This window comes from Govania unica (assembly GCF_027920805.1).
Classification (GTDB): Bacteria; Pseudomonadota; Alphaproteobacteria; order Sphingomonadales; family Govanellaceae; genus Govanella; species Govanella unica.
On the sequence record NZ_JANWOI010000001.1, the window covers coordinates 77303 to 102463 of the forward strand.

14 protein-coding genes are annotated in these 25161 nt (G+C 62.2%); 10 read left to right on the forward strand and 4 right to left on the reverse strand.

Features of this window, described 5'->3' with window-relative positions; genetic code table 11:
* Positions 1 to 94: 94 nt before the first annotated feature.
* A complete protein-coding gene (locus NYP16_RS00355) occupies positions 95 to 1105 on the reverse strand; it encodes a PAS domain-containing protein (RefSeq protein WP_274942118.1) in 1011 nt (336 codons plus the stop codon).
* 356 nt (positions 1106 to 1461) lie between these two features.
* Here NYP16_RS00355 and NYP16_RS00360 point away from each other — a divergent pair, with 356 nt between their 5' ends.
* The 10 genes from NYP16_RS00360 (at position 1462) to NYP16_RS00405 (ending at position 21076) form a co-directional block, all read left to right on the forward strand.
* Positions 1462 to 2544, forward strand: a complete 1083-nt coding sequence (locus NYP16_RS00360; protein WP_274942119.1) for an efflux RND transporter periplasmic adaptor subunit — start codon at positions 1462 to 1464, stop codon at positions 2542 to 2544.
* A 34-nt stretch (positions 2545 to 2578) separates the two neighbouring features.
* Positions 2579 to 5695: an efflux RND transporter permease subunit gene (locus NYP16_RS00365; protein WP_274942120.1), complete on the forward strand. Its 3117-nt coding sequence runs from the start codon at positions 2579 to 2581 to the stop codon at positions 5693 to 5695.
* 88 nt (positions 5696 to 5783) lie between these two features.
* Complete coding sequence (locus tag NYP16_RS00370; protein ID WP_274942121.1) at positions 5784 to 7748, forward strand: autotransporter assembly complex protein TamA; 1965 nt, start codon at positions 5784 to 5786, stop codon at positions 7746 to 7748.
* Positions 7749 to 7760: 12 nt separating this feature from the next.
* Positions 7761 to 12305 carry a translocation/assembly module TamB domain-containing protein gene (locus NYP16_RS00375; RefSeq protein WP_274942122.1) on the forward strand — a complete coding sequence of 1515 codons (4545 nt, stop codon included), beginning with the start codon at positions 7761 to 7763 and terminating at the stop codon, positions 12303 to 12305.
* A 39-nt stretch (positions 12306 to 12344) separates the two neighbouring features.
* Positions 12345 to 13514 (forward strand): Na+/H+ antiporter NhaA, encoded by a 1170-nt coding sequence (gene nhaA / locus NYP16_RS00380; protein WP_274942123.1) that lies wholly within the window; start codon positions 12345 to 12347, stop codon positions 13512 to 13514.
* A 61-nt stretch (positions 13515 to 13575) separates the two neighbouring features.
* Positions 13576 to 13911: a hypothetical protein gene (locus NYP16_RS00385; protein ID WP_274942124.1), complete on the forward strand. Its 336-nt coding sequence runs from the start codon at positions 13576 to 13578 to the stop codon at positions 13909 to 13911.
* A gap of 74 nt (positions 13912 to 13985) precedes the next feature.
* Positions 13986 to 15233, forward strand: a complete 1248-nt coding sequence (locus NYP16_RS00390) for a TolC family protein (protein WP_274942125.1) — start codon at positions 13986 to 13988, stop codon at positions 15231 to 15233.
* Positions 15234 to 15244: 11 nt separating this feature from the next.
* A complete protein-coding gene (locus tag NYP16_RS00395) occupies positions 15245 to 16180 on the forward strand; it encodes an efflux RND transporter periplasmic adaptor subunit (protein WP_274942126.1) in 936 nt (311 codons plus the stop codon).
* An 11-nt stretch (positions 16181 to 16191) separates the two neighbouring features.
* Positions 16192 to 19347, forward strand: coding sequence for an efflux RND transporter permease subunit (locus NYP16_RS00400; RefSeq protein WP_274942127.1), 3156 nt, complete (start codon positions 16192 to 16194; stop codon positions 19345 to 19347).
* A gap of 43 nt (positions 19348 to 19390) precedes the next feature.
* Positions 19391 to 21076, forward strand: coding sequence for an MFS transporter (locus tag NYP16_RS00405; protein ID WP_274942128.1), 1686 nt, complete (start codon positions 19391 to 19393; stop codon positions 21074 to 21076).
* 9 nt (positions 21077 to 21085) lie between these two features.
* Here NYP16_RS00405 and hutG read toward each other — a convergent pair whose 3' ends face one another.
* From hutG to hutU, 3 genes are read right to left on the reverse strand one after another with little or no spacing between them, the layout of a single operon-like run.
* Positions 21086 to 21877: an N-formylglutamate deformylase gene (gene hutG / locus NYP16_RS00410; protein ID WP_274942129.1), complete on the reverse strand. Its 792-nt coding sequence runs from the start codon at positions 21875 to 21877 to the stop codon at positions 21086 to 21088.
* The gene (gene hutH, locus NYP16_RS00415; protein ID WP_274942130.1) at positions 21874 to 23406 is read right to left on the reverse strand and encodes a histidine ammonia-lyase; all 1533 of its coding nucleotides are present in this window, start codon (positions 23404 to 23406) and stop codon (positions 21874 to 21876) included. Before hutH ends, hutG begins: the two co-directional genes overlap by 4 nt.
* Positions 23403 to 25085, reverse strand: a complete 1683-nt coding sequence (gene hutU, locus NYP16_RS00420; protein ID WP_274942131.1) for a urocanate hydratase — start codon at positions 25083 to 25085, stop codon at positions 23403 to 23405. Before hutU ends, hutH begins: the two co-directional genes overlap by 4 nt.
* Positions 25086 to 25161 lie beyond the last annotated feature (76 nt).

The window sequence follows — 25161 nt, forward strand, 5'->3', positions numbered from 1 at the left end:
AGGTTGCGGGCGATGCCGTTTTGTTATAAGCCTTTAGAAAGGCTTTATGACCCGACTATACTGTCGGGGATCGCGGGCGTAAACAATGTTCGGATCAGGATATTTTCCGGACCGTGACGCCGATGATTTCGATCTGTCCGTCACCCGTTCTGCGGGCGCGGAGGGTCAGCTCTTCGCCCGTTGGGCCGGGGTTCGGCCGCCAGTCAGGCAGAGTGGCCAGAACTTCGGGGACAACCGCGTCCGTGCCCGGATTGCGCGCCTGACGTTCCGCCCGCACCATGGCCTTGAGCCCGCCGGAAAAAGACGTGAGCCGAGCGTGGAAGGCGGCGCTGTCAAGGTCCTCCCGGGTGGCGAGCGCGAGCGCTGCCGCATATTCGGTCAGCCGGGTTTTGTCATGATCCTTGCCGAACACCAGTTTGAGGATGGCGGTTTCGCGGGCGCGTTTCTGGGTGCGGATGCCGCTGTCTCTCAGGAGGACTGCGAGTTCCTCCGGGGCGGCGGCACACTGGCTGGCAAAGCCATGGATGCGGACCAGAAGATCATACAAGGCGGCGCGGGTGCGACCTGCTGATTGCGCCGTCTCCCGCAACTGGGTGAGTTCGGTTCCGAGGTCGAGAGGTGTGCTGGTTTGGCGCCAGCTCAGCACCCCGATCAGGAAATCGATATGGTCGCCATCCCGGCTCAGCGGTGCAAGGACGGCGCGATAGGGCAGGCTCCGGTTCTCCTCCCGGTCGCAAACCTCGGCATCGAAGGTGATGGGGGCGCGGTTCGCGATGACGTCCGGGCAGCGGGCGATCAGGTGGGTCAACAGGTTCTGTGCAGGCACCGCATCAAGCGGCGCACCCTGGAGCGGGACTGCAAGCGCTGTCGCAATGCGCTCGCCCACATAACGGAAACTGGCGCCTTCGGGTCCGTCCTGAAGATCAATGAGCAGACTGCGGTTCTTGAACGGGGCCAGGCTCGACGCTGTGAAATCCTGCAGTGCGGGCATGGCGCGGCCGGCGGCGAGATTCTCCCACAGCGTGAAAAAGCGCAGACAAAGACGGCGCTCGGCCATGCTGTCTTGCGGAAGGTGGCGCATCGTTTGGGTGGCTGCGTCCATCATGGTGATCGCTGTTCGGGACCGTTCCTTTGGCAGGGTCTCACGGTAATTCAGCCTGAAGTATGTCGATCTGGTCTTAAAGTCAGATTAATAGGGAGGGGAAAATTCCTGAGCGAACTTAAATTTCTGACGGGCGCAGGGTTTTGCTGTTGGGTTACGTAACACTAAACACATATTCGTCTGCTACAGGCAGAGGATGCTTTACGTCTTCACGTTCCTGTGATTTCCCAGGGTCAGTTTCTTTAACGCATTGACAGATTTATGACAATTTCGTACCTCCAACGTCAGATTTCCACCCCTGATTATCCGTCGGCCGTCGAGAAATTGCCGGGCAATTTTTCGGACAAGGAGCGTTTTTAATGTCCATTGTGCGACGTCATCCGGTCGTGGCCACCTGTATTGTCGTGGTCGCGCTACTTGTTCTGGCGGCCGGATATCGTGTGGTCAGCAACAGTGGGCGGAGCAGTCATGGACCGATGCAAGCACCCGTGATCACCGCGCCGGTGAGCGAAGTGACCTTCATCGATCGCATTCGCGGCATCGGCACGGCCAAGGCCAATGAATCCGTCACCATTACCGCCAAGGTCACGGAAACCGTGCGCAGCGTCAATTTCGAAGACGGCAAGGTGGTGAAAAAGGGCGATGTGCTGGTCGAGCTGACCAATGGCGAGGAAGCCGCGAGCCTGGCCGAGGCGGTGGCCAATCTTCAGGAAGCCGAAAAGCAGCATGACCGCATCGCCGATCTGGCCAAACGCGGCAATGCGTCGAATGCAGCGCTCGACACCCAGTTGCGGCAACGCAATGCCGCCCGCGCCCGGGTGAGCGGGATCGAGGCGCGCATGAAAGACCGGCTGATCCGGGCGCCCTTCGATGGCGTGCTCGGGTTCCGGCAGGTCAGCCCCGGCACGCTGGTGCAGCCGTCGACGGCGGTGGCGACGCTTGACGACATTCACATCATCAAACTCGATTTCTCGGTACCGGAAATTTATATCTCGGCCCTCAGATCCGGTCTCGATATCTCCGCCAAAAGCGACGCTTATCCCGGACGTGAGTTTCACGGCAAGGTGACCACCGTCGACAGCCGGGTCGATCCGGCGACGCGGGCGGTTGCAGTGCGCGCCGAAGTCAACAACCCCGACCAGTTGCTGCGTCCCGGCATGTTGATCGCGGTCGATGTCATCCGCAGTTCCGACAAGGTGCTGGCGGTGCCCGACCGGGCGCTGGTGCCGGTGCAGGACCGCCAATATGTGTTCGTGGTCGAAGGTGGCAAGGCCCGGGCCGTGCAAGTCGAGATCGGCCGCCGCAAACCGGGGGCCGTCGAACTTGTGACCGGCCCCGCTGTCGGCACGCCGGTCATCGTCGAGGGATTGGTACGGGTGCGTGATGGCGTTGCGGTCGAAGTGCGCGAACAGATCGAAGCCTTCAAATCTTTGGTTCATTAAGCCGGTGAAAACCGATGAGTGAGGATCGCGGGCTATGATGCTTTCCGATGTTTCCGTCAAACGCCCCGTATTCGCGACGGTGATCAGCCTGCTTCTGGTGGCCTTCGGCATACTGTCGTTTCGCATGCTGCCGCTTCGGGAATATCCCGATATCGACACTCCGATCGTGTCGGTGTCGACAATTTATCCGGGCGCGTCGTCGGACATCGTCGAAACCAAGATCACCCAGTTGATCGAGGATGAGATCAGCGGCATCGAGGGCGTGCGCTCCATCTCCTCCGCCAGCCGCGACGGTCAATCAAACATCAATATCGAATTCATCGCCGGCCGCGATATCGATTTTGCCGCCAATGACGTGCGGGACCGCGTCTCCCGCGTGGCCGCGCGTTTGCCCGATCAGGCCGAAGCCCCGCAGATCTCGAAGTCCGAAGCTGACAGTCAGCCGATCATCTGGATGTCGCTCTCCAGCTCGCGCCGCGATGGGCTGCAGCTGACCGATTTCGCTGACCGTTATCTGATCGATCAGCTGAGCACGGTGGATGGCATTTCAAGCATCCGCATTGCAGGCCAGCGGCGCTATGCCATGCGCATCTGGCTCGACCGCACCAAGCTCGCGGCGCGCGGGCTGACGGTGAGCGATGTAGAAAATGTGCTGAAGGCGGAAAATGTCGAACTGCCGGCCGGCCGTCTTGAAACCGATGAGCGGGAATTGTCGTTGCGTGTCGCGCGCAGTTATCTGTCGCCGGAGGATTTCGCCGCGCTGGTGCTGAAGCGCGGGGACGGCGGCTATCTCGTGCGGCTCGGCGAAGTTGCCCGCGTCGAACTCGGGGCCGAGGAGCATCGCAATCTGTTCCGTGCCAACGGGCAAAGCACGCTCGGGCTTGGCGTCGTCAAACAATCGAAGGCCAATACGCTTGAAGTGGCGCGCAATGTCCGCGCGCGCGTGGACCAGATCACCAAAACCCTGCCCGAAGATTTGAAGCTCGCGGTGGCCTCGGATGATTCCGTGTTCATCGAACAGGCCATTCATGAGGTCTATCTGACCTTTGGCATCGCCATGGTGCTGGTGATCTCGGTCATTTATCTGTTTCTTGGCAGTCTGCGCGCGACGCTCATTCCGGCGGTGACGGTGCCGGTGTGCATCACCGCGTCCTTCATGGTGCTGGCGGCGTTCGGCTATTCGGTCAATCTCGTGACCCTGCTCGCGCTGGTGCTTGCCATTGGTCTTGTGGTCGATGATAGCATCATTGTGCTTGAGAATATTCATCGCCGCATGGAACGCGGCGAGCCGCCGCTTGTGGCCGCCTATAACGGGGCGCGACAGGTCGGCATGGCGGTGGTGGCGACCACCCTGGTGTTGATTGCCGTCTTTGTGCCGATCATGTTTCTCGAAGGCACCACCGGGCGCGTCTTCACCGAGCTTGCTGTGGCGCTTGGCGGCGCAGTTGGCTTGTCGGGCATTGTCGCTTTGTCGCTCACGCCGATGATGTGTTCGAAGATCATGAAGCCGTCGACGGATGGCTATGGCCGGCTGTCCCGGATGGTCGATGGGCTGTTTCTGCGAGTGTCGGCGGTTTATGCGGACAGTCTGCGCAAGGTGCTCGCGCGGCCGAAATGGCTGGTCATGGGCATGGTCGCTGTGCTTGTTTTGATTGCCGGTCTGCTGAAGATCGTGCCGCAGGAATTTGCCCCGACCGAAGACCGCGGCAAATTTACCGTCATGGTCACCGCCGCCGAAGGCACAAGCTATGACGCCATGATCCGCAATATGGCGGCGGTTGAAAACGTGCTTTCGGTGCTGTCCACCGAGGGTCTCGCCAATCGCACGCTGGTGCGTATCCCGGGTTACGGGTCGGCTGATCAGTTCAATACCGGCCTCGGCGTCGTTAATCTGGTGGATTGGGGCGCGCGCAATGAAACCGCCGATCAGGTCATGACGCGGCTTGGTCCGGCCTTGCGGCAGATTGCCGATGTGACGGCCTTTCCGGTCATGTTCGGTGGCCTTAAAACCATTGGCGGCGGCCGTGGCCAGCCGGTGCAATTCGTTATTGGCGGCGACAGTTACACGGAACTCGCGGCCTGGCGTGACAGCATGCTGGCGGCGCTTGCGACCTATCCTGGGCTCCGTGGCCTCGAAGCCGATCTGAAGGAAACCAAGCCGCAGATTCTGATCACCATCGATCAGAACCGCGCTGCTGATCTGGGCGTCTCCATTGGCAATATCGGGCGTACGCTCGAGACCATGTTCAACTCTCGCCGGGTCACCACCTTTGTCGATCGCGGCAAGGAATATTACGTCATGTTGCAGGCCGGGACGGAAGACCGTCGCAGCCCCAATGACATGACCGATATCTATGTGCGCTCGGACAAATCGGGCGTGCTCGTGCCGCTCTCAAGCCTGGTGCGGTTCGAGGAACGCGGCACGGCGGCAAGTCTCAGCCGCTTCAACCGGCTGCGTTCGGTGACCCTGTCGGCCAATATCACGCCGGGCTATTCCATGGGCGAGGTCATTCAGCATCTCGAAGCCACGGCGGCCAAGGAGCTGCCGCAGACGGCGCGCATCGATTACAAGGGCGAATCTCGCGAATTCAAGGAATCCTCGTCGTCGCTGTTGTTCATTTTCGGCATGGCGCTGGTGGTGGTGTTCCTGGTGCTGGCGGCGCAGTTTGAAAGTTTCGTCCATCCGACGGTGATTATGCTGACGGTGCCTCTCGCGTTGGCGGGGGCCTTGATCGGGCTGTTCATCACCGGCCAATCGCTCAATGTCTATAGTGAGATCGGCATTGTCATGCTGGTTGGCATCTCGGCCAAGAACGGCATTCTCATCGTCGAGTTCACCAACCAGCTGCGTGACGAGGGTCGGGCCTTCGGCGACGCCATTGTCGAAGCCTGCCAGATTCGTCTGCGGCCCATTCTGATGACCTCGATCGCCACCACCATGGGCGCGGTGCCGTTGATTTTTGCTGGCGGTGCCGGAGCGGAAAGTCGGGTCATTCTCGGCATCGTGATTTTCTTTGGCGTGACCTTTGCCACGGCCTTCACGTTGTTCGTGGTGCCGGTGTTTTATCAGCTGCTGGCACGCGGCACGACCTCCCCGAACCATGTGGCCCAGGAGCTTGAAAGCCTGCTTAAGCCCGGTGTTGCGGAATAACGGTGGGGAGGCGGACGGCGGGAAGGGGCTGGTCATCGCGCGCCCGCCATGGCACTCTCAGGTCATGTTCGGATCCAGGGACCAAGGGATGACGTCGGCACGAGGTCGGGGAAGAAAAGCGGTTTTTGGATCGGCTTGTCTCGGGGTGTTGTTGTCATTCGGCGTCTTGCCCATGCCGGTCTTTGCCCAGACCATAGAGGACAAGCAAAGTCTGCCGCCGACGGATGATGATCTTTTGGATGATGGCGGGTCTGACGCGGGCACCGACAGCGCTCCCACCCCTGCTCAGAAGCCGAAGGCGAAATCTCCGGAAGCCAAGCCGAAAACCGCACGTGGTGTGCCCTATAGCTTTGCCATTGACGGGCTGAAGGACAGTGAAGGCACCGAGCTGTTTCAGGAAATTTCGTTGCTGCGCAAAAATCGCGGCAAACCGGCGCGGGCTCAGGCCGAGCTGCGGTCCTGGATTCAGCGCGACATCACCTCGCTCACCGAAATCCTCCGCTCCCAGGGTTATTATGGCAGCAGAATCAGTTACTTGATGGATCGGCGCAAAAGCCCGCTTGCGGTGACGCTGCGGGTTACGGAAGGGCCGCGCTATAAGATCACTGCCTTCAAGGTCGATCTTCTTGGCATGCCGGAGACGGCCATGGCCAAAAGCGAGGCCGCGACCATCCATCAGTCCTTTGACCGCCGCTTGCCCAAGGTCGGTGATCCGGCGCAAAGCGCGCGCGTGGTCGAAGCCGAGCAGCGGATTCTGCTGCGACTGCCGCAGATCGGTTATCCGCGCGCGGCTGTGAAGGATCAAGATATCGTCGTCGATCATGCGCTGCAAAGCATGGATGTGACACTCAAGGTGACGCCGGGGCCACGGACCTGCTTTGGCGAACCGGAATTCAGCGGCGCGCCGAATGTGGAGCATCGCTATCTCGGTCGTCTGGCGCCGTGGAAGTTTGGCGATGTCTATGACAGCCGGGTGGTGGATGAGTTCCGTCTGGAGCTGTCGAAGACCCTGTTGTTTTCCGGAATTTCGACCGCGGTCGGCACCCCCGATCGGCTGGGCTGCGCGCCGATCCTGGTTAATCTGAGCGAGGACAAGCCGCGCAGTTATGGTTTCGGCGCGACCTATGGATCCAGTGACGGCTTCGGGGTCAACGCCTTCTGGGAACATCGCAATTTCGCCGGAGCCGGGGAAAAATTCCGGGTCGAGGGCAAGGCGGTGGAAATCGAGCAGTCGGTGACCGCGCTTTATGAGGTTCCGGGCTTCCAGCGGAGAAATCAATGGTTGCTGTTCGGCGGCGGGTTTGAACGCCAATCCACCGATGCCTATAAAAGCTACAACATCATAAGTTCGGTGGCGGTGAAGCGGAAATTGGCCAAGGTCTGGACCGTGCAGGTCGGGCCGTCGCTTGAGTTTTCCAGTATCAATGACGGCTTCACCCAGCGCAATTACTACCTGCTCGGGGCTCAGGGCGTGGTTGCCTATGACAGCACCAATGATATTTTCGACCCGCGTCGGGGACAAAAACTGTCGCTCAGCCTGCGGCCTTATGTGGGGGAAGAAAGCGGGCTGCTTAATTTCAATATCGTTGAGCTTGCTGGCAGCAGTTACTGGGCCTTCGACCGGCGCAACCGCTATCTGTTGGCCGGGCGCTTCAAGCTTGGCAGCATCACGGGTGAATCGCTTGAACGCATTCCGGCCAACAAACGCTTTTATGCGGGCGGCGGGGCCAGCGTGCGCGGCTATGCCTATCAGGCGGCGGGTCCTGTGGACGTGCTCAATATGCCCATGGGCGGACGCTCGCTGATGGAGGGCTCGGTCGAATTCCGCGCCCGCGTCACCGATAACATCGGCGTTGTGCCGTTTCTCGATGTGGGCACTGTGGGCAATAGCGTGCTGCCGGATTTCAGCGACAAGCTTTTTTGGGGAGCGGGGATCGGGCTCAGGTACTATACCTCGTTCGCGCCGGTGCGTGTGGATTTCGCGGTACCGCTCAACCGGCGGCCGAGCGACAGCCGCTACCAGATCTATATCAGCCTTGGTCAAAGTTTCTGAGGATCGGGAGCCATGACCGACAGCGAAAATACTCCTCCCCCAAGTGCGGCTCCGCCCAAGGCGAAGCGCGGCATCGTTCGCCGCGCAGTCGGGAGCGTTGCTCTGCTGGCGGGCGGGGCGCTGGTGCTGGTGATCGTGACAGCGGTGTTGATGACGCCGCAGTTCTTGCAATTCGTGATGGAGCGGGCCTTGTCTTCGGCGCCGGTGATCGTGCGGGCCGAGCGCTTGCGGATTCCGGATACGAACAGCTTTCTTCTGACCGGTGTGACGCTTGCGGATGACGGTGGCGTCTGGGCGCGGATTCCGGAAATTTCCATTCGCTGGCATGCTCGCGCGCTGCTTGATGGCGATCTTGAGATCACCTCGGTGACTCTGCCGCGTCTGACGGTGGAGCGCCTGCCGGTGTCACCGCCGAATGAGGATGAAACGCCGATCCGCATCGACTGGCCACGGTCGTTTCTGGCCATTCGTTTGCAGGAACTGACGGTTCAGCGGCTCGAACTCAAAACAGCCGATGCTGACGGCAGCCATGTCATGGTCGGCAAGCTGAGCGGGGCGGCGCAATATCGGAACGGGTTGTTGCTCGCGCGGCTTGATGCGGTGCGCACGGATGGGGTGGCCGAGGCGCTTTCGATCCGCACCGATGTCAATGAACCGGCGCGGCGCATTCTGCTTGATATGGCGGCCAATTCACCGGCCGACGGTTGGCTTTCTCATGAGCTTGCGCGGGTGACCGGCACCCGGCCGGCGCCGCTGCGGGTTGTCTTTGCCGGTGCGGGGCCGCCGGAACAATGGAGCGGCAAGCTTGATCTCGATGCGGGCAATGTGGCGACGGGCAAACTCTCGCTCACCGCCGTGGAGCCGCCTGCTGCCAAGGACAAGCCGCGCAAGAAACGCAAACATGATGCGGACGAGGATCGCGATCTTGCCATCAAGGGACAGCTGAAGCTGCAACCGTCGTTCGTCGCGGCGCTCGGGCTGTCCGGCGATCTGTCCGCGCATGTGGCCGGGCCCATTGTCCTTGCCGGACGGCTTGCCGTGCGGGATCGGTTGCTCGCGACGGCGCAGGCCACGGTCAGCAACGATCAGGGGCTGGTGCTTGCCGTTGACGGCGAGGACCCCTGGAAAAACTTTGCCCTTGAGGCGACGCTTGCGGGCAAGGCCTTCAAGGTCGGCGATTTTGGGGTCGAACGGGGCCATCTGCGCGGCAGGGTACTGCTTGAGGGGCAGCGGGCGCGGCTTCAGGAGGTGACCGCAAGCTTCGACCATATGGGCACCAAGGATATGGCGATCAAAGCCTTTACCGCGACCGCCGGGGCGACGCTTGCCTGGGGCCAGGACCCGGACGCCGGGAAAGTCAGTTTCACCGGCAAAGGCGGTTTCCGCGAATTTGGACGGCAGGGCGAGACGCCCTTGCGGCTGCGTGGGCCGGGCAACTGGGAGGTCGAGGGCCGTTGGGACGGGGCCAAGCAAAATCTTCAGCTGGCCAAAGCGCGCATCGTCGCGCCCGGCTTCAATCTCGCGGCCAATGGCAGCTACGGCGTGGCGGGTGGCAAGCTTGAGGGCAAGGCGAAACTTCGCGCCGATGATCTTGGGCGCATCACCGGCGGGCAATATGGCGGCCGGGTGACAATGGATGCCAGCGGCAAGACTGCGGGCGATCAGTTCACCCTCACGCTGAAGGGCCGGGCGGAGGGGCTTGAAAGCCCGGATGTGCAGGGACTGGCGGCGCTCGGGGTGCTTGATCTTGCGGCTCATGTGACCTCGACCAAGGCTGGGGGGGAGGGCAGTCTGACGGTGACCTCGGACGCCTTTACCGTGAGTGGCGAGGGCAGCATGGATGCCGCGGGCCTGCTCTCGGCCAATGTGGAAGCGCGGCCCCATGACGCGGCGGCGCTGGCCAAATTGATCGGCATGCCCATTGACGAGAAATCGACGATGACCGCTCATATCGGGGGCAGCAAAGCTTCGCCGTCGCTGCGGGCTCAGCTGTCGTTGCCGCGCCTCGGGTCGCGGCCATTTCTTTATCGCGATCTCACGGTCGATCTCGATCTCAAGGATATCAATGGCGCTCCGAACGGCAGTTTCCTGCTGCGCGGCGACGGCCCGGCCGGATATATGCGCGGCCTGCTCAGGGTTGAGTCCACGGACGCCGATCATCTCGCTGTCCGCGATATCCTGTTCGACAATCCGGTGGCGACCTTCACCGGTGATTTTGCGCTGGATCGCCGGAGCGGAGTTGTCACCGGCGAGCTTGATGGTACGTCAGGCGATATGCGGGTGCTTGAACGCGGTCTCGATCTCGAAGCTCAGGGCGCTTTTTCGCTGACGCTGAAACTCGCCGGGCGCGGCACGCCGGAGGCGCCGCGTCAGCTGATGCAACTGAGCGTCAAGGGGCGCAACATGGCCACTGTGCTCGCGGACCGCGAGGCGGTGACTGCCGATCAGCTTGATGCCCGGCTGCGCATCGTCACCGATGGCGGCTTGCTCAAGACCACGGCCCTGGCCTCGGCGCGCGGGCAGTTGCGCTTGCAGGGCTATCAGTCGTCGGGGCTGTCGCTGGATAATTTCAGTTTCGTTATCGGCGACCGCCGCGCCACCGCCGAGGCTGACAACAGCACCGGTGCGGGCAATCTCGATTGGACGCTCAAGGTCGCGGGTGATTATTACGGCTCGCTTCTGCTCGATGGCGCGGGCAGCGTGCGGCTTGGCGAAAAAGACACGGCGGTGGTTCTGAACAAGCTTGCCGGGCAGCTGGTGGGCAAGCCGCTCACGCTTGATGCGCCGGCGCAGTATCTGTCGACGGCGGCGGGCGACAGGCTTGGGCCACTGTCGCTGCATTATGGCGGCGGGCGGCTCGGGCTTGATTATGAAACCACGGCGGACAGTCTGCGCGGGCAGCTTGAGGCTGAGGCGGTCAATATCGCCATCATTCCGCTGGTGCTCGGCCTGCCGCCGTTTGACGGCACCCTGACCGGCACAGCATCCCTGAAGCTCGACGCCGCTGCGCCGCTGGGGCAGCTTGATATGACGCTCAAGGTCGATGATGTCGAAGCCCAGAATGTGCCGAGCTTTACGCTTGCCCTGAAGGGGGCCCTGAGCGGGGCGGCGGCGGAGTCGGCAGCGCGACTGCAATTGAATGGCGATATTGTCGGCAAGGGGCTCACGGGGTCTTTGAGCGGAGATATTCCCCTTAAGGTCACCCGCAGTCTGGATAAGGATACCGTGCTGCGCCCGAGCCTCGCGCTCGACCATACGAGCGAGGTTGCCGCCCGCTTCCGCTGGGATGGTCCGGTGCAGTCGCTGATGGCCTTTCTGCCGCCTATTGACGATCAGCTTGAAGGCCGTCTGAAGGCTGATCTGGCGCTGGCCCAGAGCTTTGACAATCCGCACCTGAGCGGTCGCGCCACCCTGACGGACGGACGTTATGAGCAGCTCGGCTTCGGCACCGTGCTTGAACATCTTGCCGTCGCGGTCGGGCTTGACGGCAATGTCATCACACTGACGTCGCTTGCGGGCGATGATGGCGAAGGCGGCACGGTCAAGGCCGAGGGGCGCTTTGCCCTCGATCAGGATTGGCTGCCGGTGGGCCAGATCAATAGCACGCTAAAATCGGCGCGCATCGTCAATATGGACGGGGTGCGGGCCGAGGTTTCGGGCACTGCCATCTATAAGCGCGACGCGAGCGAAGCCGTGCTCAAGGGCAATCTCACAATCGATCGCATTGAAGCCGGATTGAATGATCGCCTGCCCCGGGAAATCACCACGCTCAAGGTGCGGGAGATCAACAAGCCGGGCGGCGACGAGACCGCCATTGTCGCGCCGCAAGCGCCCAAGATCGCGGCCCTGAGTGCCTTCGATCTGAAGGTCACGGCGCCGCGCCGGATGTTTGTGCGCGGACGCGGGCTCGATTCCGAATGGGGCGGTGATCTCACGGTGGGCGGCTCGGCCGAAGTGCCGGATATTCGCGGCACCGTGCAGCTCGTGCATGGAACATTCAGTTTTGCCGGCAAGGATTTCACGCTGACCTCGGGCACCTTGCGCTTTGACGGTGGCGGCAAGATCGATCCGACGATGAATGTGAAGGCGGAATATGCCTCGACCGATATCACCGCCAAGCTGACTCTGACGGGACCGTTGTCGCGGCCGGAACTTAACCTGAGCTCGACCCCTACCTTGCCGCAGGATGAAGTTCTGTCGCGGGTGTTGTTCGGCACCTCGGTGCAGAAACTGTCGGCGCTTGAGGCGGTGCAGCTTGCAAGCGCGGTCACAAGCCTTGCGTCGGGCGGTGGCTTTGATGTCTTCGGCAAGGCGCGCGGCATTCTCGGCCTCGATCGCCTGAGCGTCGGATCGAACGAAGCCGAAGGGATGGGCACTGCGGTGACAGGGGGCAAATATCTGACCCGCGACATCTATCTTGAAGTCACCACCGACACCAGCACCGGTGAAAGTAAAGCCACGGTACGTTATGATGTCACCCGCAAGCTTCAGGTCGAAGCCGGAGTGGGCGCTGCTGACAACAGCAGCGTCGGCGTGCGCTGGAAAGAAGACTACTGAGCCTGCGACAGAGCCCAAGATCAAAGAAGGAATTCGGGGATGGCGGTCACGAGACTGCGTGAGTTTTTGAAATTCGAAGCCGCAGGCGGCATTATTCTGATGCTGACGGCGGTGCTGGCCATCGTCATCAAGAATTCGTCCCTGGCCTCATTTTACGATTATTTTCTTGAGGTGCCGTTCACCATTGCGCTTGGAACGGCGGGGCTGTCGAAGCCGGTTCTGTTCTGGATCAATGACGGCCTGATGGCGATTTTCTTTTTGCTCGTCGGGCTTGAACTCAAACGCGAAGTGCTTGAAGGGCATCTGGCCAGCCGCGATCAGATCGTCCTGCCGGTGGTGGCGGCGATCGGCGGCATGGTGGTGCCGGCGCTGGTGTTTCTGGCGTTCAATCATCAGGATCCGGCGCTTGCGCGGGGTTGGGCCATTCCCTCGGCCACCGATATCGCCTTTGCCCTCGGCGTCATGCTGTTGCTCGGCGACCGCGTGCCGGTGTCGCTTAAGGTGCTGCTGACCTCGGTCGCGGTCATTGATGATCTGGGCGCGATCGTCATTATTGCGATTTTTTACACCTCGAGCCTGTCGGTTCTGTCGCTGGTGCTATCGGCGGCGGCGCTTATCGGGCTTTATGTGATGAACCGGCGCGGTGTGGTGGCGCTCGCCCCCTATCTTCTGCTTGGGGCGTTCCTGTGGGTCTGTGTTCTGAATTCGGGCGTCCATGCGACGCTGGCCGGGGTGGCCATCGCCTTTGCCATTCCGCTTCGGGCCACCAATCTGCGCGGCAACAGTCCGGCCCGGGTGCTTGAAAAAATGCTTCACCCCTGGGTTGCTTATGGGATTCTGCCGCTTTTTGCCTTCGTGAACGCCGGTCTGCCGCTGCTTGGGCTGACGCTTCAGGATCTGTTCGCGAGCATTCCGCTTGGAATCGCGCTCGGTCTGATCCTCGGCAAGCCGGTCGGCATCATGCTGGGGCTTTTTATCTGTATCGGGCTGTTCTCGGTGCGCAAGCCCGAAGCCGTGGAGTGGTCGCAATTGTTCGGCATGTCGATCCTGACCGGGATCGGCTTCACCATGAGCCTGTTTATCGGCGGTCTCGCTTATACAAGCCTCGAGGCGGCCAATGAGGTCCGTCTCGGGGTGTTGGTGGGCTCGATTGTGTCGGGCGTCAGCGGTTATCTGGTGCTGCGTATGTTGTCCGGTAAAAAGGCTTAGAAAGCGACAGGCAGGGGGGGCCGACTTGACCCCGGCCCGGCATTGCCGCTAAGGTCCGGCCATGATGAGAACGCTTGGCAAATGTCTGTTGTTGCTGTCGCTGGCCGTGACCCTGCTATGGGGCGGCATGATGACGGACGCCCACGCCGATGCGAATTTTGATGGCGCGGTCACGATGCTCGGCGTCGGCCATGACCATGACGCCAAGCATCATGATACTGCCGAGCCGTCCCATCTTGCCCATCACGGCTGCCATAGCCATCTGTCCTGCCGGAGCGATGGCGAGCCGGGGGTTTCAACGTCTTCCCATATGATTCCGGCCTATCTTGCCACCGTCACGGCAGGCCTGCCCGGTCGTGCTATCGACCCGGCCATCAAACCGCCCGCGACGATCTGAACGTAAGCCTTGATTATTGCTGACGCTCTGACCTGACGTCAGCCGTTCCGATCTGTTCGACGGATTTTTTTGACATGAAATTGAAACTGTTGCTGGTGGCGTTCGCGCTGCCGCTCGGTGGCTTTGCGCCGGTTATGGCGGAGCCGCATTCTGTTCTGACTCTGGAGGCGGCGCTCAAGGCCGCGCTTGATATCTCGCCGCGTCTTCAGGCGCAGGACGCTGCCGTACGGGCGAGCGCCGGGGCCGAACGTCAGGCGGCGGCGCGGCCCAATCCGGAAGTCTCCCTTAATCTTGAGAATTTCGCCGGGCGGGCGGGCTATGGCGGGCTTCGCGCCGTCGAGACCACGGCGAGTCTCACCCAGACCATCGAGCTTGGCGGCAAGCGGGCGGCGCGGCGGGCGGTGGCTGCGGGCGACCGCAGGCTGGCGGAAGTCGACCGGGCGCGGGAAGCGCTTGATCTCCGCCGCGATGTCACGCTCGCTTACGGCGAGGTGCTGGCGGCCGAGGAGCGGCTCACGCTCGCCCGGGCACAGATGGCCCTGGCCAATGATGTGGCGGCGACGGTGCAGCGTTATGTACGGGCGGCGCGCGATCCGCTGCTTGAAGACAGCAAGGCCGAACTTGCCCGCACCACGGCGGCTATAACCGAGGGGCAGGCCGAACGGGAGCTCAGGTCGGCGCGGCGCTACCTCGCCCTCATGACCGGGATCGAGGACGCGGACGTCAGGCTCGATCGCCGGGTGCTGACCGATGCTTCGCCACCGCCTAGGATCGAAACCCTGCGTGCGGGTTTGCGCGATCTCCCCGATCTCCAACAGCATGAAGCGAGCATAGCCAAAGGCCGCTCGGCCATGACGCTCGAACAGGCTCAGGCCGTGCCGGACCCGCGGGTCAATGTCGGGTTTCGCGATTTTGCCGATAGCGGGGCGACGGCTTTTGTCCTCGGGGTGGCGCTGCCGCTGCCGCTGTTTGACCGTAATCAGGGCGGCATCGAGCGGGCGCGGCAGGAGATCACGCGGGCCGAACAGACCCGCATCCAGGCCGAACGCGATCTTCTGCGGCTCGCGCTTGAGGCGCGGGCGCTGTGGGAGACGGCGGCGGCTGACCGGAAAATTCTTGAGGACAAGGCGCGGCCGCAGGCGCGGCGGGCGTTGCAACTGGCCCGGGAAGGGTATGACCGCGGGCTTTTCAATTATCTCCAGGTGCTCGATGCCCAGCGCGCGTTGCAGGAGGTGGAGGGGCAGATCCTCGACAGCCTGAAACAGGCCCTCGCGGCGCGGGCAACCCTTGACCGCCTGACGGCGCGCGACAGCCAGGACTGAAGGATAGAACCATGACCCATACAGTGAAGATGCTTCTCTCGGTCACCTTGCTGAGCCTCGGGCTTGCCGGATGCAATTCCGAAGCGGATCACAAAAACGACCATAAAGATGATGCCGAGCATGTGGAGGCGAAAACAGAGACAACTATCCTCGCCGCCATGGCTGCCGAGTCCGGGGTGGTGGTCGAGGCTGTGGGACCGGCGGATCTGGTGACCAGCGTCGATCTGCTCGGCCGGGTTGATTTCGTGCCTTCGGCGCGGGCCGACGTGCGAGCGCATTATGCAGGGCCGGTCAAAAAACTGACCAAGACCGTGGGCGACAAGGTGCGGGCCGGGGAAATCCTCGCGTTTGTGGAAAGCAGCCAGAGCCTGCAGACCTATGTGGTGACCGCGCCCATGACCGGGGTGGTGCTGGAGCGGCGCACCAATGTGGGCGATGTGGCCGGGGAGGGCGCGCTTTACGTGATCGGCGATCTCCGTCGTGTGCAGGCCCAGTTGCATGTGTTTCCCGGCGATCTCGGGCATATTCGCGACGGTCAGCCGGTGACGGTGCGCAGTCTCGATGGTCACATGAGCAGCGAAAGCCATATCGCAAGCTTCCTGCCCATGGCCGAGGCGGCGACCCAGACCCTGGTCGCCCGGGTGGGGTTGCCCAACGAGGACGGACGCTGGCTGCCGGGCATGGCGGTGCAGGCCGCCGTGGTGGTGGCGAAAACCGAAGTGCCGCTCGCGGTGCGGCGCACGGCCTTGCAATATTTTCGCGGCGGTGACGTGGTGTTCGTGCGTGAGGGCGATGTTTATAAGGCGCAAAAACTCACGCTCGGGCGGCAGTCGCGGGACTGGGTCGAGGTGCTCTCGGGCCTTACGGCGGGGCAGGACTATGTGATCCGGAACAGTTTCCTCATCAAGGCCGACATCGAAAAAGCCGGTGCCGGCCATGACCATTGAGGAGAGCTGCCATGCTTGATCGCATCATAGAGTTTTCTATCCGCCAGCGCGTCATGGTGCTGGCCGTCGTGCTCGGGCTCGCGGCCCTGGGCATTTATAATTTCTCCCGTCTGGCCATCGATGCCGTGCCTGACATCACCAATGTGCAGGTGCAGATCAATACCGAAGCTCCGGGCTATTCGCCGCTTGAAGCCGAACAGCGCGTGACCTATGCGGTGGAGACGGCGATTTCCGGATTGCCGGGGCTTGATTATACGCGTTCGATCTCACGCTATGGGTTGTCGCAGGTGACGGTGGTGTTCAAGGACGGCACCGACATCTATTTCGCCCGGCAACTGGTCAGTGAACGCCTGCAAACGGCGAAAAATCAGCTGCCGCCCGGGCTCAATCCCGACATGGGGCCGATCGCCACCGGCCTTGGCGAAATCTTCATGTATGCGGTGGAGGCCGCGCCGGACGCGCGCAAGGCTGACGGCCAGGACTGGTCGCCCACCGACCTCCGCACGCTCCATGACTGGGTGGTCAAGCCACAGCTCAGGACGGTGCCCGGGGTGACCGAGGTCAACACCATCGGCGGTTATGAGCAGCAATATCACGTGCTGCCCTGGCCCGAGAAACTCGCGGCCTATCGGCTGACACTTGCGGATCTGGTGACCGCCCTTGAACGCAACAACGCTAATGTGGGCGCGGGCTATATCGAGCGCAACGGCGAACAATATCTTATCCGTGTGCCGGGGCAGGCGAAAACGGTCGAGGATCTGCGCAAGATCATCGTGGCCGAAAATCATGGGGTGTTCATCCGCGTCGCCGACGTGGCCGATGTGGCCCTGGGGCAGGAATTACGCGACGGCGCGGCCACCGAAAACGGCCGCGAAGTGGTGCTTGGCACCGTCATCATGCTGATCGGCGAAAACAGCCGCACGGTGGCGAAGACGGTGGCGGCGCGGTTCGAGGCGATCAATAAAAGCCTGCCCGAAGGTGTTATCGCCCGCGTGGTTTATGATCGCACCATGCTTGTGGACCGGACCATCGAGACGGTGCGGAAGAATCTTCTTGAAGGCGCGCTTCTGGTTGTTGCAGTGCTGTTTCTGCTGCTGGGGAATTTTCGCGCGGCGCTGATTACGGCGGCGGTCATTCCACTTGCGATGCTGATGACGGTGAGCGGCATGGTGGCGAACCGGGTGTCGGGCAATCTCATGAGTCTCGGGGCGCTTGATTTCGGGCTGATCGTCGACGGCGCGGTCATCATTATTGAAAACTGTTTGCGTCGGTTTGGTGAGGCGCAGCATCGCAAGGGTGGGCTGCTCAGTCGGGAGGAACGCTTCGCGCTCGCCGCCTCCGCCACCCGCGAGGTGATCCAGCCGAGCATTTTCGGCGTGCTCATCATTGCTATTGTCTATGTGCCGATCTTTGCCCTCACCGGGGTCGAGGGCAAGATGTTCCATCCCATGGCCTTTACCGTGGTGATGGCGCTGATGGCAGCGCTTCTGCTGTCGCTGACTTTTGTGCCGGCGGCGGTGGCCCTGTTCGTCACCGGTAAAGTGGAGGAAAAGGACAACTGCATCATGCGCGGGGCGGCGTCGCTTTATCAGCCGGTGCTCGGCTGGGCCTTGCGGCGGCGCGGGCTGGTCATCGCTTGCGCTTGCGCGGTGATGGTGTTGTGCGGCGGTCTTGCCACCCGGCTTGGGTCCGAATTCATTCCCAATCTGGATGAAGGCGATGTGGCCTTGCATGCCATGCGCATTCCGGGCACCAGCCTGACCCAGGCGATCGAGATGCAGACCGCCCTGGAACGGCGGATCGGGGCGTTCCCGGAAGTCGATCGCGTGTTCGCTCGTCTGGGCACGGCGGAGGTGGCCACCGACCCCATGCCGCCGTCTGTGGCCGACACCTATGTGATCATGAAGCCGCGCAACGAGTGGCCCAATCGGCGAAAACCCAAAGCGCAACTGGTCAGTGAAATCGAAGCCGCCATCGAACAATTGCCGGGCACCAATTATGAATTCACTCAGCCCATCCAGATGCGCTTCAACGAACTGATTTCCGGGGTGCGGAGCGATGTGGCGGTCAAGCTTTTCGGCGATGATCTTGATGAGCTTCTGGCCATCGGACAACGGGTGGAACAGCTGGTGGCGGGCATTCCCGGGGCGGCAGACGTCAAGGTTGAACAGGTCACGGGGCTTCCGGTTCTGTCGATCAATCCGGACCGTGATGCTTTATCGCGTTATGGGCTGAGTGTCGCCGACGTGCAGGATGTGATCGCGACCACACTTGGCGGGCGCGTGGCCGGTCAGATTTTCGAAGGCGATCGCCGGTTCGATCTCGTGGTGCGCCTGCCGGAGATTTTGCGCAGCGATCTTGATGCTATCCGTAGGCTGCCAATTCCGCTTCCGGATCGGGTGAGCGCGGGGGATGCCGAAGGTCTGTCGTCGGTGCCGCTTATGGAGGTGGCCAAGGTGGAGATCGGGCTCGGGCCCAATCAGATCAGCCGCGAGAACGGAAAGCGCCGGGTCGTTATCACCGCCAATGTGCGGGGCCGCGATCTTGGGTCTTTTGTCACTGAAGTGCAGACGGTGGTGCGCGATCGGGTCGAACTGCCGCCGGGGTATTGGCTCGGTTATGGCGGCACGTTTGAACAGATGATGTCGGCCAGCGAACGGCTGCAGATTGTGGTGCCGCTGTCCCTCCTGTTGATTTTCGGGTTGCTGTTTTCGCTTTATGGCTCGGTGCGGGATGCGGTCATCGTGTTTTCAGGTGTGCCGCTTGCGCTCACCGGTGGCGTGGTGGCGTTGTGGCTCAGGGATATTCCCTTCTCTATCTCGGCGGGGGTCGGGTTCATTGCGCTTTCGGGCGTTGCTGTTTTGAATGGGGTGGTCATGCTGTCTTTCATTCGCAGATTGCGTGATGAAGGCCTTGATCTCGATCAGGCGATTTTCCGCGGGGCCATGGGGCGCTTGCGTCCGGTGCTGATGACGGCGCTGGTGGCGAGCCTTGGGTTTGTGCCCATGGCCTTCAATCTTGGGGTCGGCAGCGAGGTGCAGCGGCCGCTTGCCACGGTGGTGATTGGTGGCATTCTGTCCTCGACCATCCTGACTCTTGTGGTGCTGCCGGTTTTATACCGGCTGCTCCATGGGAAGTGGGCCGGAGACAAATCTGCGGCGGTCTGAAAATTGGCTTGACCAAAGGGCGTAATGGCGGCATCGATCTTTTATGATCGGTCCGTCATCAGCGCCGCAAAAAGACGACTCTCCCCCGACAGCTCTTGGGCCGCTTGGGCATCCGGTGTTCCGGGCGGTGTGGCTCGCCAGCATGGCGTCCAATCTCGGCGGGCTTATTCAGTCGGTGGGCGCGTCCTGGATGATGACCTCCATCACCAGCTCGGCCCATATGGTGGCTTTGGTGCAGGCGTCGGTCACCTTGCCCATCATGTTGTTGTCTTTGGTGGCCGGAGCGGCGGCCGATGGTGGCGACCGCCGTATGGTGATGATCTGGGCGCAGATTTTCATGCTGCTGACTTCGGTGGTGCTGACGATTTCGGCCTGGTTCGGGCTGATCACGCCGTGGCTTTTGCTGTCATTTACGTTTCTGATCGGCTGCGGCATGGCCTTTAACGGCCCGGCCTGGCAGGCCTCGGTCGGCGATATGGTGCCGCGTTCCGCGTTGCCGGGTGCTGTGGCGCTCAACAGCATGGGCTTCAATCTGGCCCGCAGCCTTGGCCCGGCGCTTGGCGGCGCGATCGTGGCGGCCTTCGGGGTGGCTGCCGCCTTTGCCATCAATGCCGTGAGCTACCTTGGATTGATCATCGTGCTCATGCGCTGGCGGCCCGAGAAACAGCCGCCCGGCTTGCCGCGGGAACCGCTTGGCATGGCTATGGCGTCGGGGATCCGCTATGTGGCCATGTCGCCGAGCATCCGGGTGGTTTTGTTACGCAGTGCGGTGTTTGGTTTTTCGGCGATTTCGGCCATGGCGCTGATGCCGCTTGTGGCCCGCGATCTGGTGGCGGGCGGGCCTTTGACCTATGGCCTGCTGCTTGGGGCGTTCGGGGTTGGCGCTGTGGCCGGGGCGCTCGGCAGCGCGCGCCTGCGGCAGTTTATGAACAATGAAATCATCGTGCGCTCGGCTTCCATCGGGTTTTTGGCCGCCTGCGTGGTTACGGGAGTTAGCTCGCATCTGGTGCTGACCATGGTGGCTTTGCTTCTGGCCGGGGCGGGCTGGGTGCTGGCGCTTGCGACCTTCAATGTGACGGTGCAGATGTCGGCGCCGCGCTGGGTCGTGGCGCGGTCGCTGTCGCTCTATCAGATGGCGGCTTTTGGCGGCATGGCGCTGGGCAGCTGGATCTGGGGTCTGATTGCCGGTGATTATGGCGTGGCCATTGCGCTATATGTGGCGGCCTTTGTGCAGTTGATTTGCGTGTTGCTCGGGTTCTGGTTGCGGCTGCCGGATACGCTCGACATCAATCTTGATCCGTTGCGGCGCTGGAAGGAACCGGAAACCGCCGTCCGGATCGAGCCACGGAGCGGCCCGGTGGTGGTCAGCATCGAATTTCTGATCCGCGAAACGGATATCCCCGAGTTCTTGCGCATCATGACGGAACGCCGCCGGGTGCGCTTGCGCGATGGCGCGCGCGACTGGACGCTGTTGCGCGATCTGGCCAATCCTGAATTGTGGATCGAGCGTTATCGCTCGCCCACCTGGCTTGACTATGTGCGCCACAACAGCCGCATGACCCAGGCCGACGCCAGTATCACCGACCGCCTCTATGCGCTCCATCTGGGGCCCGAGCGGCCGCTGGTGCATCGCATGATCGAACGGCAGACCACAAGCTTCCCGGACAGCCGCGTGCCCGGCGCACGCGAACTGGCGGAGCCGCTGACCGATCCCAATCGCTGGTCGTGAGGGTTAAGGTCAGAGGCCGGACTTGAGAACGGTTTCAAGAAGCCTGCGGATGACGCTTTGCGTTGTCTTTGCCCGGTCGTCAAGCCAGTCGTGGGGGGCGGTCTCGGTCATATAGGTCGACTGCGCCAGCTCCAGCTGAACGGCGATGATGCCGCTTTCCGGCTGGCCGTAATGGCGGGTGATATGCCCGCCTTTGAAGCGGCCGTTCAGGACCGCGCTATAGCCTTTCGCGGATTGTGCCACGGCCAAAAGCCGTGCGGCGAGGGCTTGTGGACAGGAACTGCCGTTCCCGGTGCCAAGATTGAAATCGGGCAGGCGTCCCTCGAACAGTCCGGGTACTTCGCTGCGGATGGAATGAGCATCCCACAGGATCGCGCGGCCATGGGAGGCCTTGAGTCCGGCAAGTGTCTCCGCGATCTTGTCGTGATAGGGCTGCCAATAGGTGGTTAGGCGGTTGGCGCATTCGGCGGCGTCCGGCTCAGCACCCGGGAGATAGAGCGGCGTGCCATCGAAATTGATCACGGGACAAAGGCCGGTTTCGCGCTGGCCGGGATAGAGGCTCGCGCCGTCGGCCGGGCGGTTGAGATCGACCACGACCCGGGCGTAATTGGCTTTGAGGATAGAGGCGCCAAGCTCGCGCGCGACTGTATAAAGCCGGTCCACAAACCAGTCGGTATCGGGCAGTGCGCGGGCCGTGGGCGTGAGCCGGGCGGCGAGGCCCGGCGTGAGGTCCGTCCCGGCGTGGGGAATGCTAATGAGGAGCGGCTCGGTCCCCGCTTCAAATTCGAACAGCGGGGTCATGGTTTGCTCTCGATGGACGGCAGCAGTCCGTCCATATATTTGAGGTACAGGCCGCTTTCCACAAGCAGCCGGGCGGCATCGATATCTGGTTTGAAATAGCGGTCGCGATCGTAATGGGTGACCTCGGCGCGGATTTCCCCATGGATGGTTTCGAGGATGGGGGAGGAGGTCAGGGGGCGATGGAAGTCGATGCCTTGCGCGGCGGCGATCAGTTCAATGCCGATGACGGTGGCGCTGTTTTCGCACATGTCGCCCAGTCGCCTGGCGGCGAAGGTCGCCATGCTGACGTGATCTTCCTGATTGGCCGAGGTCGGGATGGTGTCGACGCTTGCCGGATGGGCCAGAGTCTTATTTTCGGACGCGAGCGCCGCCGCCGTCACCTGGGCGATCATGAAGCCGGAATTGACGCCGCTTTTTTCGACCAGGAAGGCGGGCAGGCCGCTCATTTTCGGGTCGACCAGAATGGACAGGCGGCGTTCCGAGATATTGGCGATCTCGGCAATGCTGAGGGCGAGGAAATCGGCGACGAAGGCCACCGGCTCGGCGTGGAAATTGCCGCCCGAGATGGCTTCATTGGTATCAGTGAACAGCAACGGGTTGTCGGTGACCGCGTTCGCTTCGATTTCAAGCACGCGGGCGGCATGGCGGATGCTGTCGAGACAGGCCCCCATGACCTGCGGCTGGCAGCGCAGCGAATAGGGGTCCTGCACGCGGGGACAATCCACGTGCGACGCGCGGATGCGGCTGCCTGTCAGCAGGCGGCGATAGCTTGCCGCCACATCGATCTGCCCACGGTGGCCGCGCACCGCCTGAATACGCGGGTCGAACGGCAAGTCGCTGCCTTTGAGGGCATCGACGCTCATGGCTCCGGCGACGACGGCGGCGGCGAACAGGTTTTCGGTGGCAAACAGACCGGCAAGCGCGAGTGCCGTGGACACCTGCGTGCCATTGATGAGGGCGAGCCCTTCCTTGGGGGCAAGGGTCATGGGTGTGAGACCGGCAAGCTTCAGCCCTTCGGATGCGGGTAGCTCAAAGCCTTTATGGCGCACGCTGCCGATGCCGAGAAGGGTAGCGCTCATATGCGCGAGCGGGGCGAGGTCGCCGGACGCGCCGACCGATCCCTTGGATGGGATGAGCGGGTAAACCTCATGATTGTAGAGCGTGATAAGGGCGGTGACCGTGGCCGGACTGACCCCCGAATAGCCGCGCGCGAGGCTCACGACCTTGAGCGCGAGGATCAGGCGCACGACGGCATCAGACAGGGGCGCGCCGACACCCGTGCAATGGGACATGACGAGATTGCGTTGCAGATCCTCAAGCTCGTCATCGGCGATCTGGGTCTGGGCCAGCAGGCCGAAGCCGGTGTTGATGCCGTAAACCGGATGGCCATCGGCCAGAATGCTGGCGATGGCGGCATGGCTGGTTTCGACCTGGGCCATATGGGCGGCAGGCAGGACGATCTCGCCCGGCGTTTCGTAAATGCGGCGGAGGGTGGCGAGGGTGACTTCACCCGGGTTGAGCGTGATCATTTAACCCCTCCGATCATCGGTAGATTGAGCTGATGGTCACGGGCGCAGGCGATGGCGTCCTCATAGCCCGCATCAGCATGGCGCATGACACCGGTGGCGGGATCATTCCACAACACGCGGGAGATCCGCTCGGCGGCTTCGGGGGTGCCGTCACAGACGATGACCACGCCGGAATGCTGGGAATAGCCCATGCCGACGCCGCCGCCGTGATGGAGCGAGACCCAGGTAGCGCCGCTTGCGGTGTTCAAAAGCGCGTTCAAGAGCGGCCAGTCGGACACGGCGTCCGAGCCGTCCTTCATGGCTTCGGTTTCGCGGTTGGGGCTTGCCACCGATCCGGAATCAAGATGATCGCGGCCGATGACGATGGGGGCTTTCAGTTCGCCCCGCGCCACCATCTCGTTGAAGGCGAGGCCGAGGCGATGACGTTGCCCGAGACCGACCCAGCAGATGCGGGCGGGCAGACCCTGAAACTGGATGCGCTCGGCCGCCATGTCGAGCCAGCGGTGGAGATGGGGATCGTCGGGAATCAGTTCCTTGACCTTGGCGTCGGTTTTCGCGATGTCTTCCGGATCGCCGGAGAGCGCCACCCAGCGGAACGGCCCGATGCCGCGGCAGAACAGCGGCCGGATATAGGCGGGAACGAAGCCGGGGAAATCAAAGGCGTTTGTGACCCCGGTTTCGGCGGCCATCTGGCGGATGTTGTTGCCATAGTCAAAGGTCGGGATGCCGAGCTTGGCGAAGCCAAGCATGGCTTCGACCTGCACGGCCATGGACTGCATGGCGGCGGCCCGCACGGTGTCCGGGTCGCGTGTACGTTTTTCGAACCAGTCCTCGATGGTCCAGCCGCGCGGCAGATAGCCGTTCACCGGGTCATGGGCCGAGGTCTGGTCGGTCACCGCGTCGGGACGGATGCCGCGCTTCAGGATCTCGGGGAAAATCTCCGCCGCATTGCCCAAAAGCCCGATCGAAATGGGCTGACCCTTTTGATGGGCGTCGTCCAGCATGGCCAGCGCTTCATCGAGGCTGTCGGCGCGACGGTCGAGGTAGCGGGTTTCAAGCCGCTTGTCGATGCGGCTCGGTTGGCATTCGACGGCGATCATGCTGGCTCCGGCCATGGTGGCGGCCAGGGGTTGCGCCCCGCCCATGCCGCCGAGGCCGCCGGTGAGGATCCATTTGCCGGCGAGATTGCCGCCAAAATGCTGGCGGCCCATTTCGACGAAGGTCTCATAAGTGCCCTGCACGATGCCCTGACTGCCGATATAGATCCAGGACCCGGCGGTCATCTGGCCGTACATCATCAGGCCCTTGCGGTCGAGTTCGGAGAAATGCTCCCAGGTCGCCCAATGGGGCACCAGATTGGAATTGGCGAGCAATACGCGCGGGGCGTCCCGATGAGTACGGAACACGCCCACCGGCTTGCCGGATTGAATAAGCAGGGTCTCGTCATCGCCAAGGGCACGCAGGCTGTCGACGATGCGGTCGAAGCACTCCCAGTTGCGGGCGGCGCGGCCGATGCCGCCATAGACCACAAGCTCGTCCGGGTTTTCGGCAACCTCGGGATCGAGATTGTTCATCAGCATGCGCAAGGGCGCTTCGGTCAGCCAGGATTTGGCCGTGAGCACGGGCCCACGCGGCGAGCGGATGGGGCGGGCATTGGCGCGAAGAAGGGGATCGGTCATGTTATACATACCTGTCTATACAAGATGAGCCGAAAATAGCTTGCAAGGGACAGTTTGGCAACTGGATTATAACCGG

Bases quoted from the DNA above. Each gene is read 5' to 3' on its own strand.
- hutG (WP_274942129.1), bottom strand. From the start codon at position 21,877: ATGACCCCGCTGTTCGAATTTGAAGCGGGGACCGAGCCGCTCCTCATT.
- NYP16_RS00390 (WP_274942125.1), top strand. From the start codon at position 13,986: ATGAAATTGAAACTGTTGCTGGTGGCGTTCGCGCTGCCGCTCGGTGGC.
- nhaA (WP_274942123.1), top strand. From the start codon at position 12,345: ATGGCGGTCACGAGACTGCGTGAGTTTTTGAAATTCGAAGCCGCAGGC.
- NYP16_RS00385 (WP_274942124.1), top strand. From the start codon at position 13,576: ATGATGAGAACGCTTGGCAAATGTCTGTTGTTGCTGTCGCTGGCCGTG.
- NYP16_RS00375 (WP_274942122.1), top strand. From the start codon at position 7,761: ATGACCGACAGCGAAAATACTCCTCCCCCAAGTGCGGCTCCGCCCAAG.
- NYP16_RS00405 (WP_274942128.1), top strand. From the start codon at position 19,391: ATGATCGGTCCGTCATCAGCGCCGCAAAAAGACGACTCTCCCCCGACA.
- NYP16_RS00370 (WP_274942121.1), top strand. From the start codon at position 5,784: ATGACGTCGGCACGAGGTCGGGGAAGAAAAGCGGTTTTTGGATCGGCT.
- NYP16_RS00395 (WP_274942126.1), top strand. From the start codon at position 15,245: ATGACCCATACAGTGAAGATGCTTCTCTCGGTCACCTTGCTGAGCCTC.
- hutH (WP_274942130.1), bottom strand. From the start codon at position 23,406: ATGATCACGCTCAACCCGGGTGAAGTCACCCTCGCCACCCTCCGCCGC.
- NYP16_RS00355 (WP_274942118.1), bottom strand. From the start codon at position 1,105: ATGATGGACGCAGCCACCCAAACGATGCGCCACCTTCCGCAAGACAGC.
- hutU (WP_274942131.1), bottom strand. From the start codon at position 25,085: ATGACCGATCCCCTTCTTCGCGCCAATGCCCGCCCCATCCGCTCGCCG.
- NYP16_RS00360 (WP_274942119.1), top strand. From the start codon at position 1,462: ATGTCCATTGTGCGACGTCATCCGGTCGTGGCCACCTGTATTGTCGTG.
- NYP16_RS00400 (WP_274942127.1), top strand. From the start codon at position 16,192: ATGCTTGATCGCATCATAGAGTTTTCTATCCGCCAGCGCGTCATGGTG.
- NYP16_RS00365 (WP_274942120.1), top strand. From the start codon at position 2,579: ATGATGCTTTCCGATGTTTCCGTCAAACGCCCCGTATTCGCGACGGTG.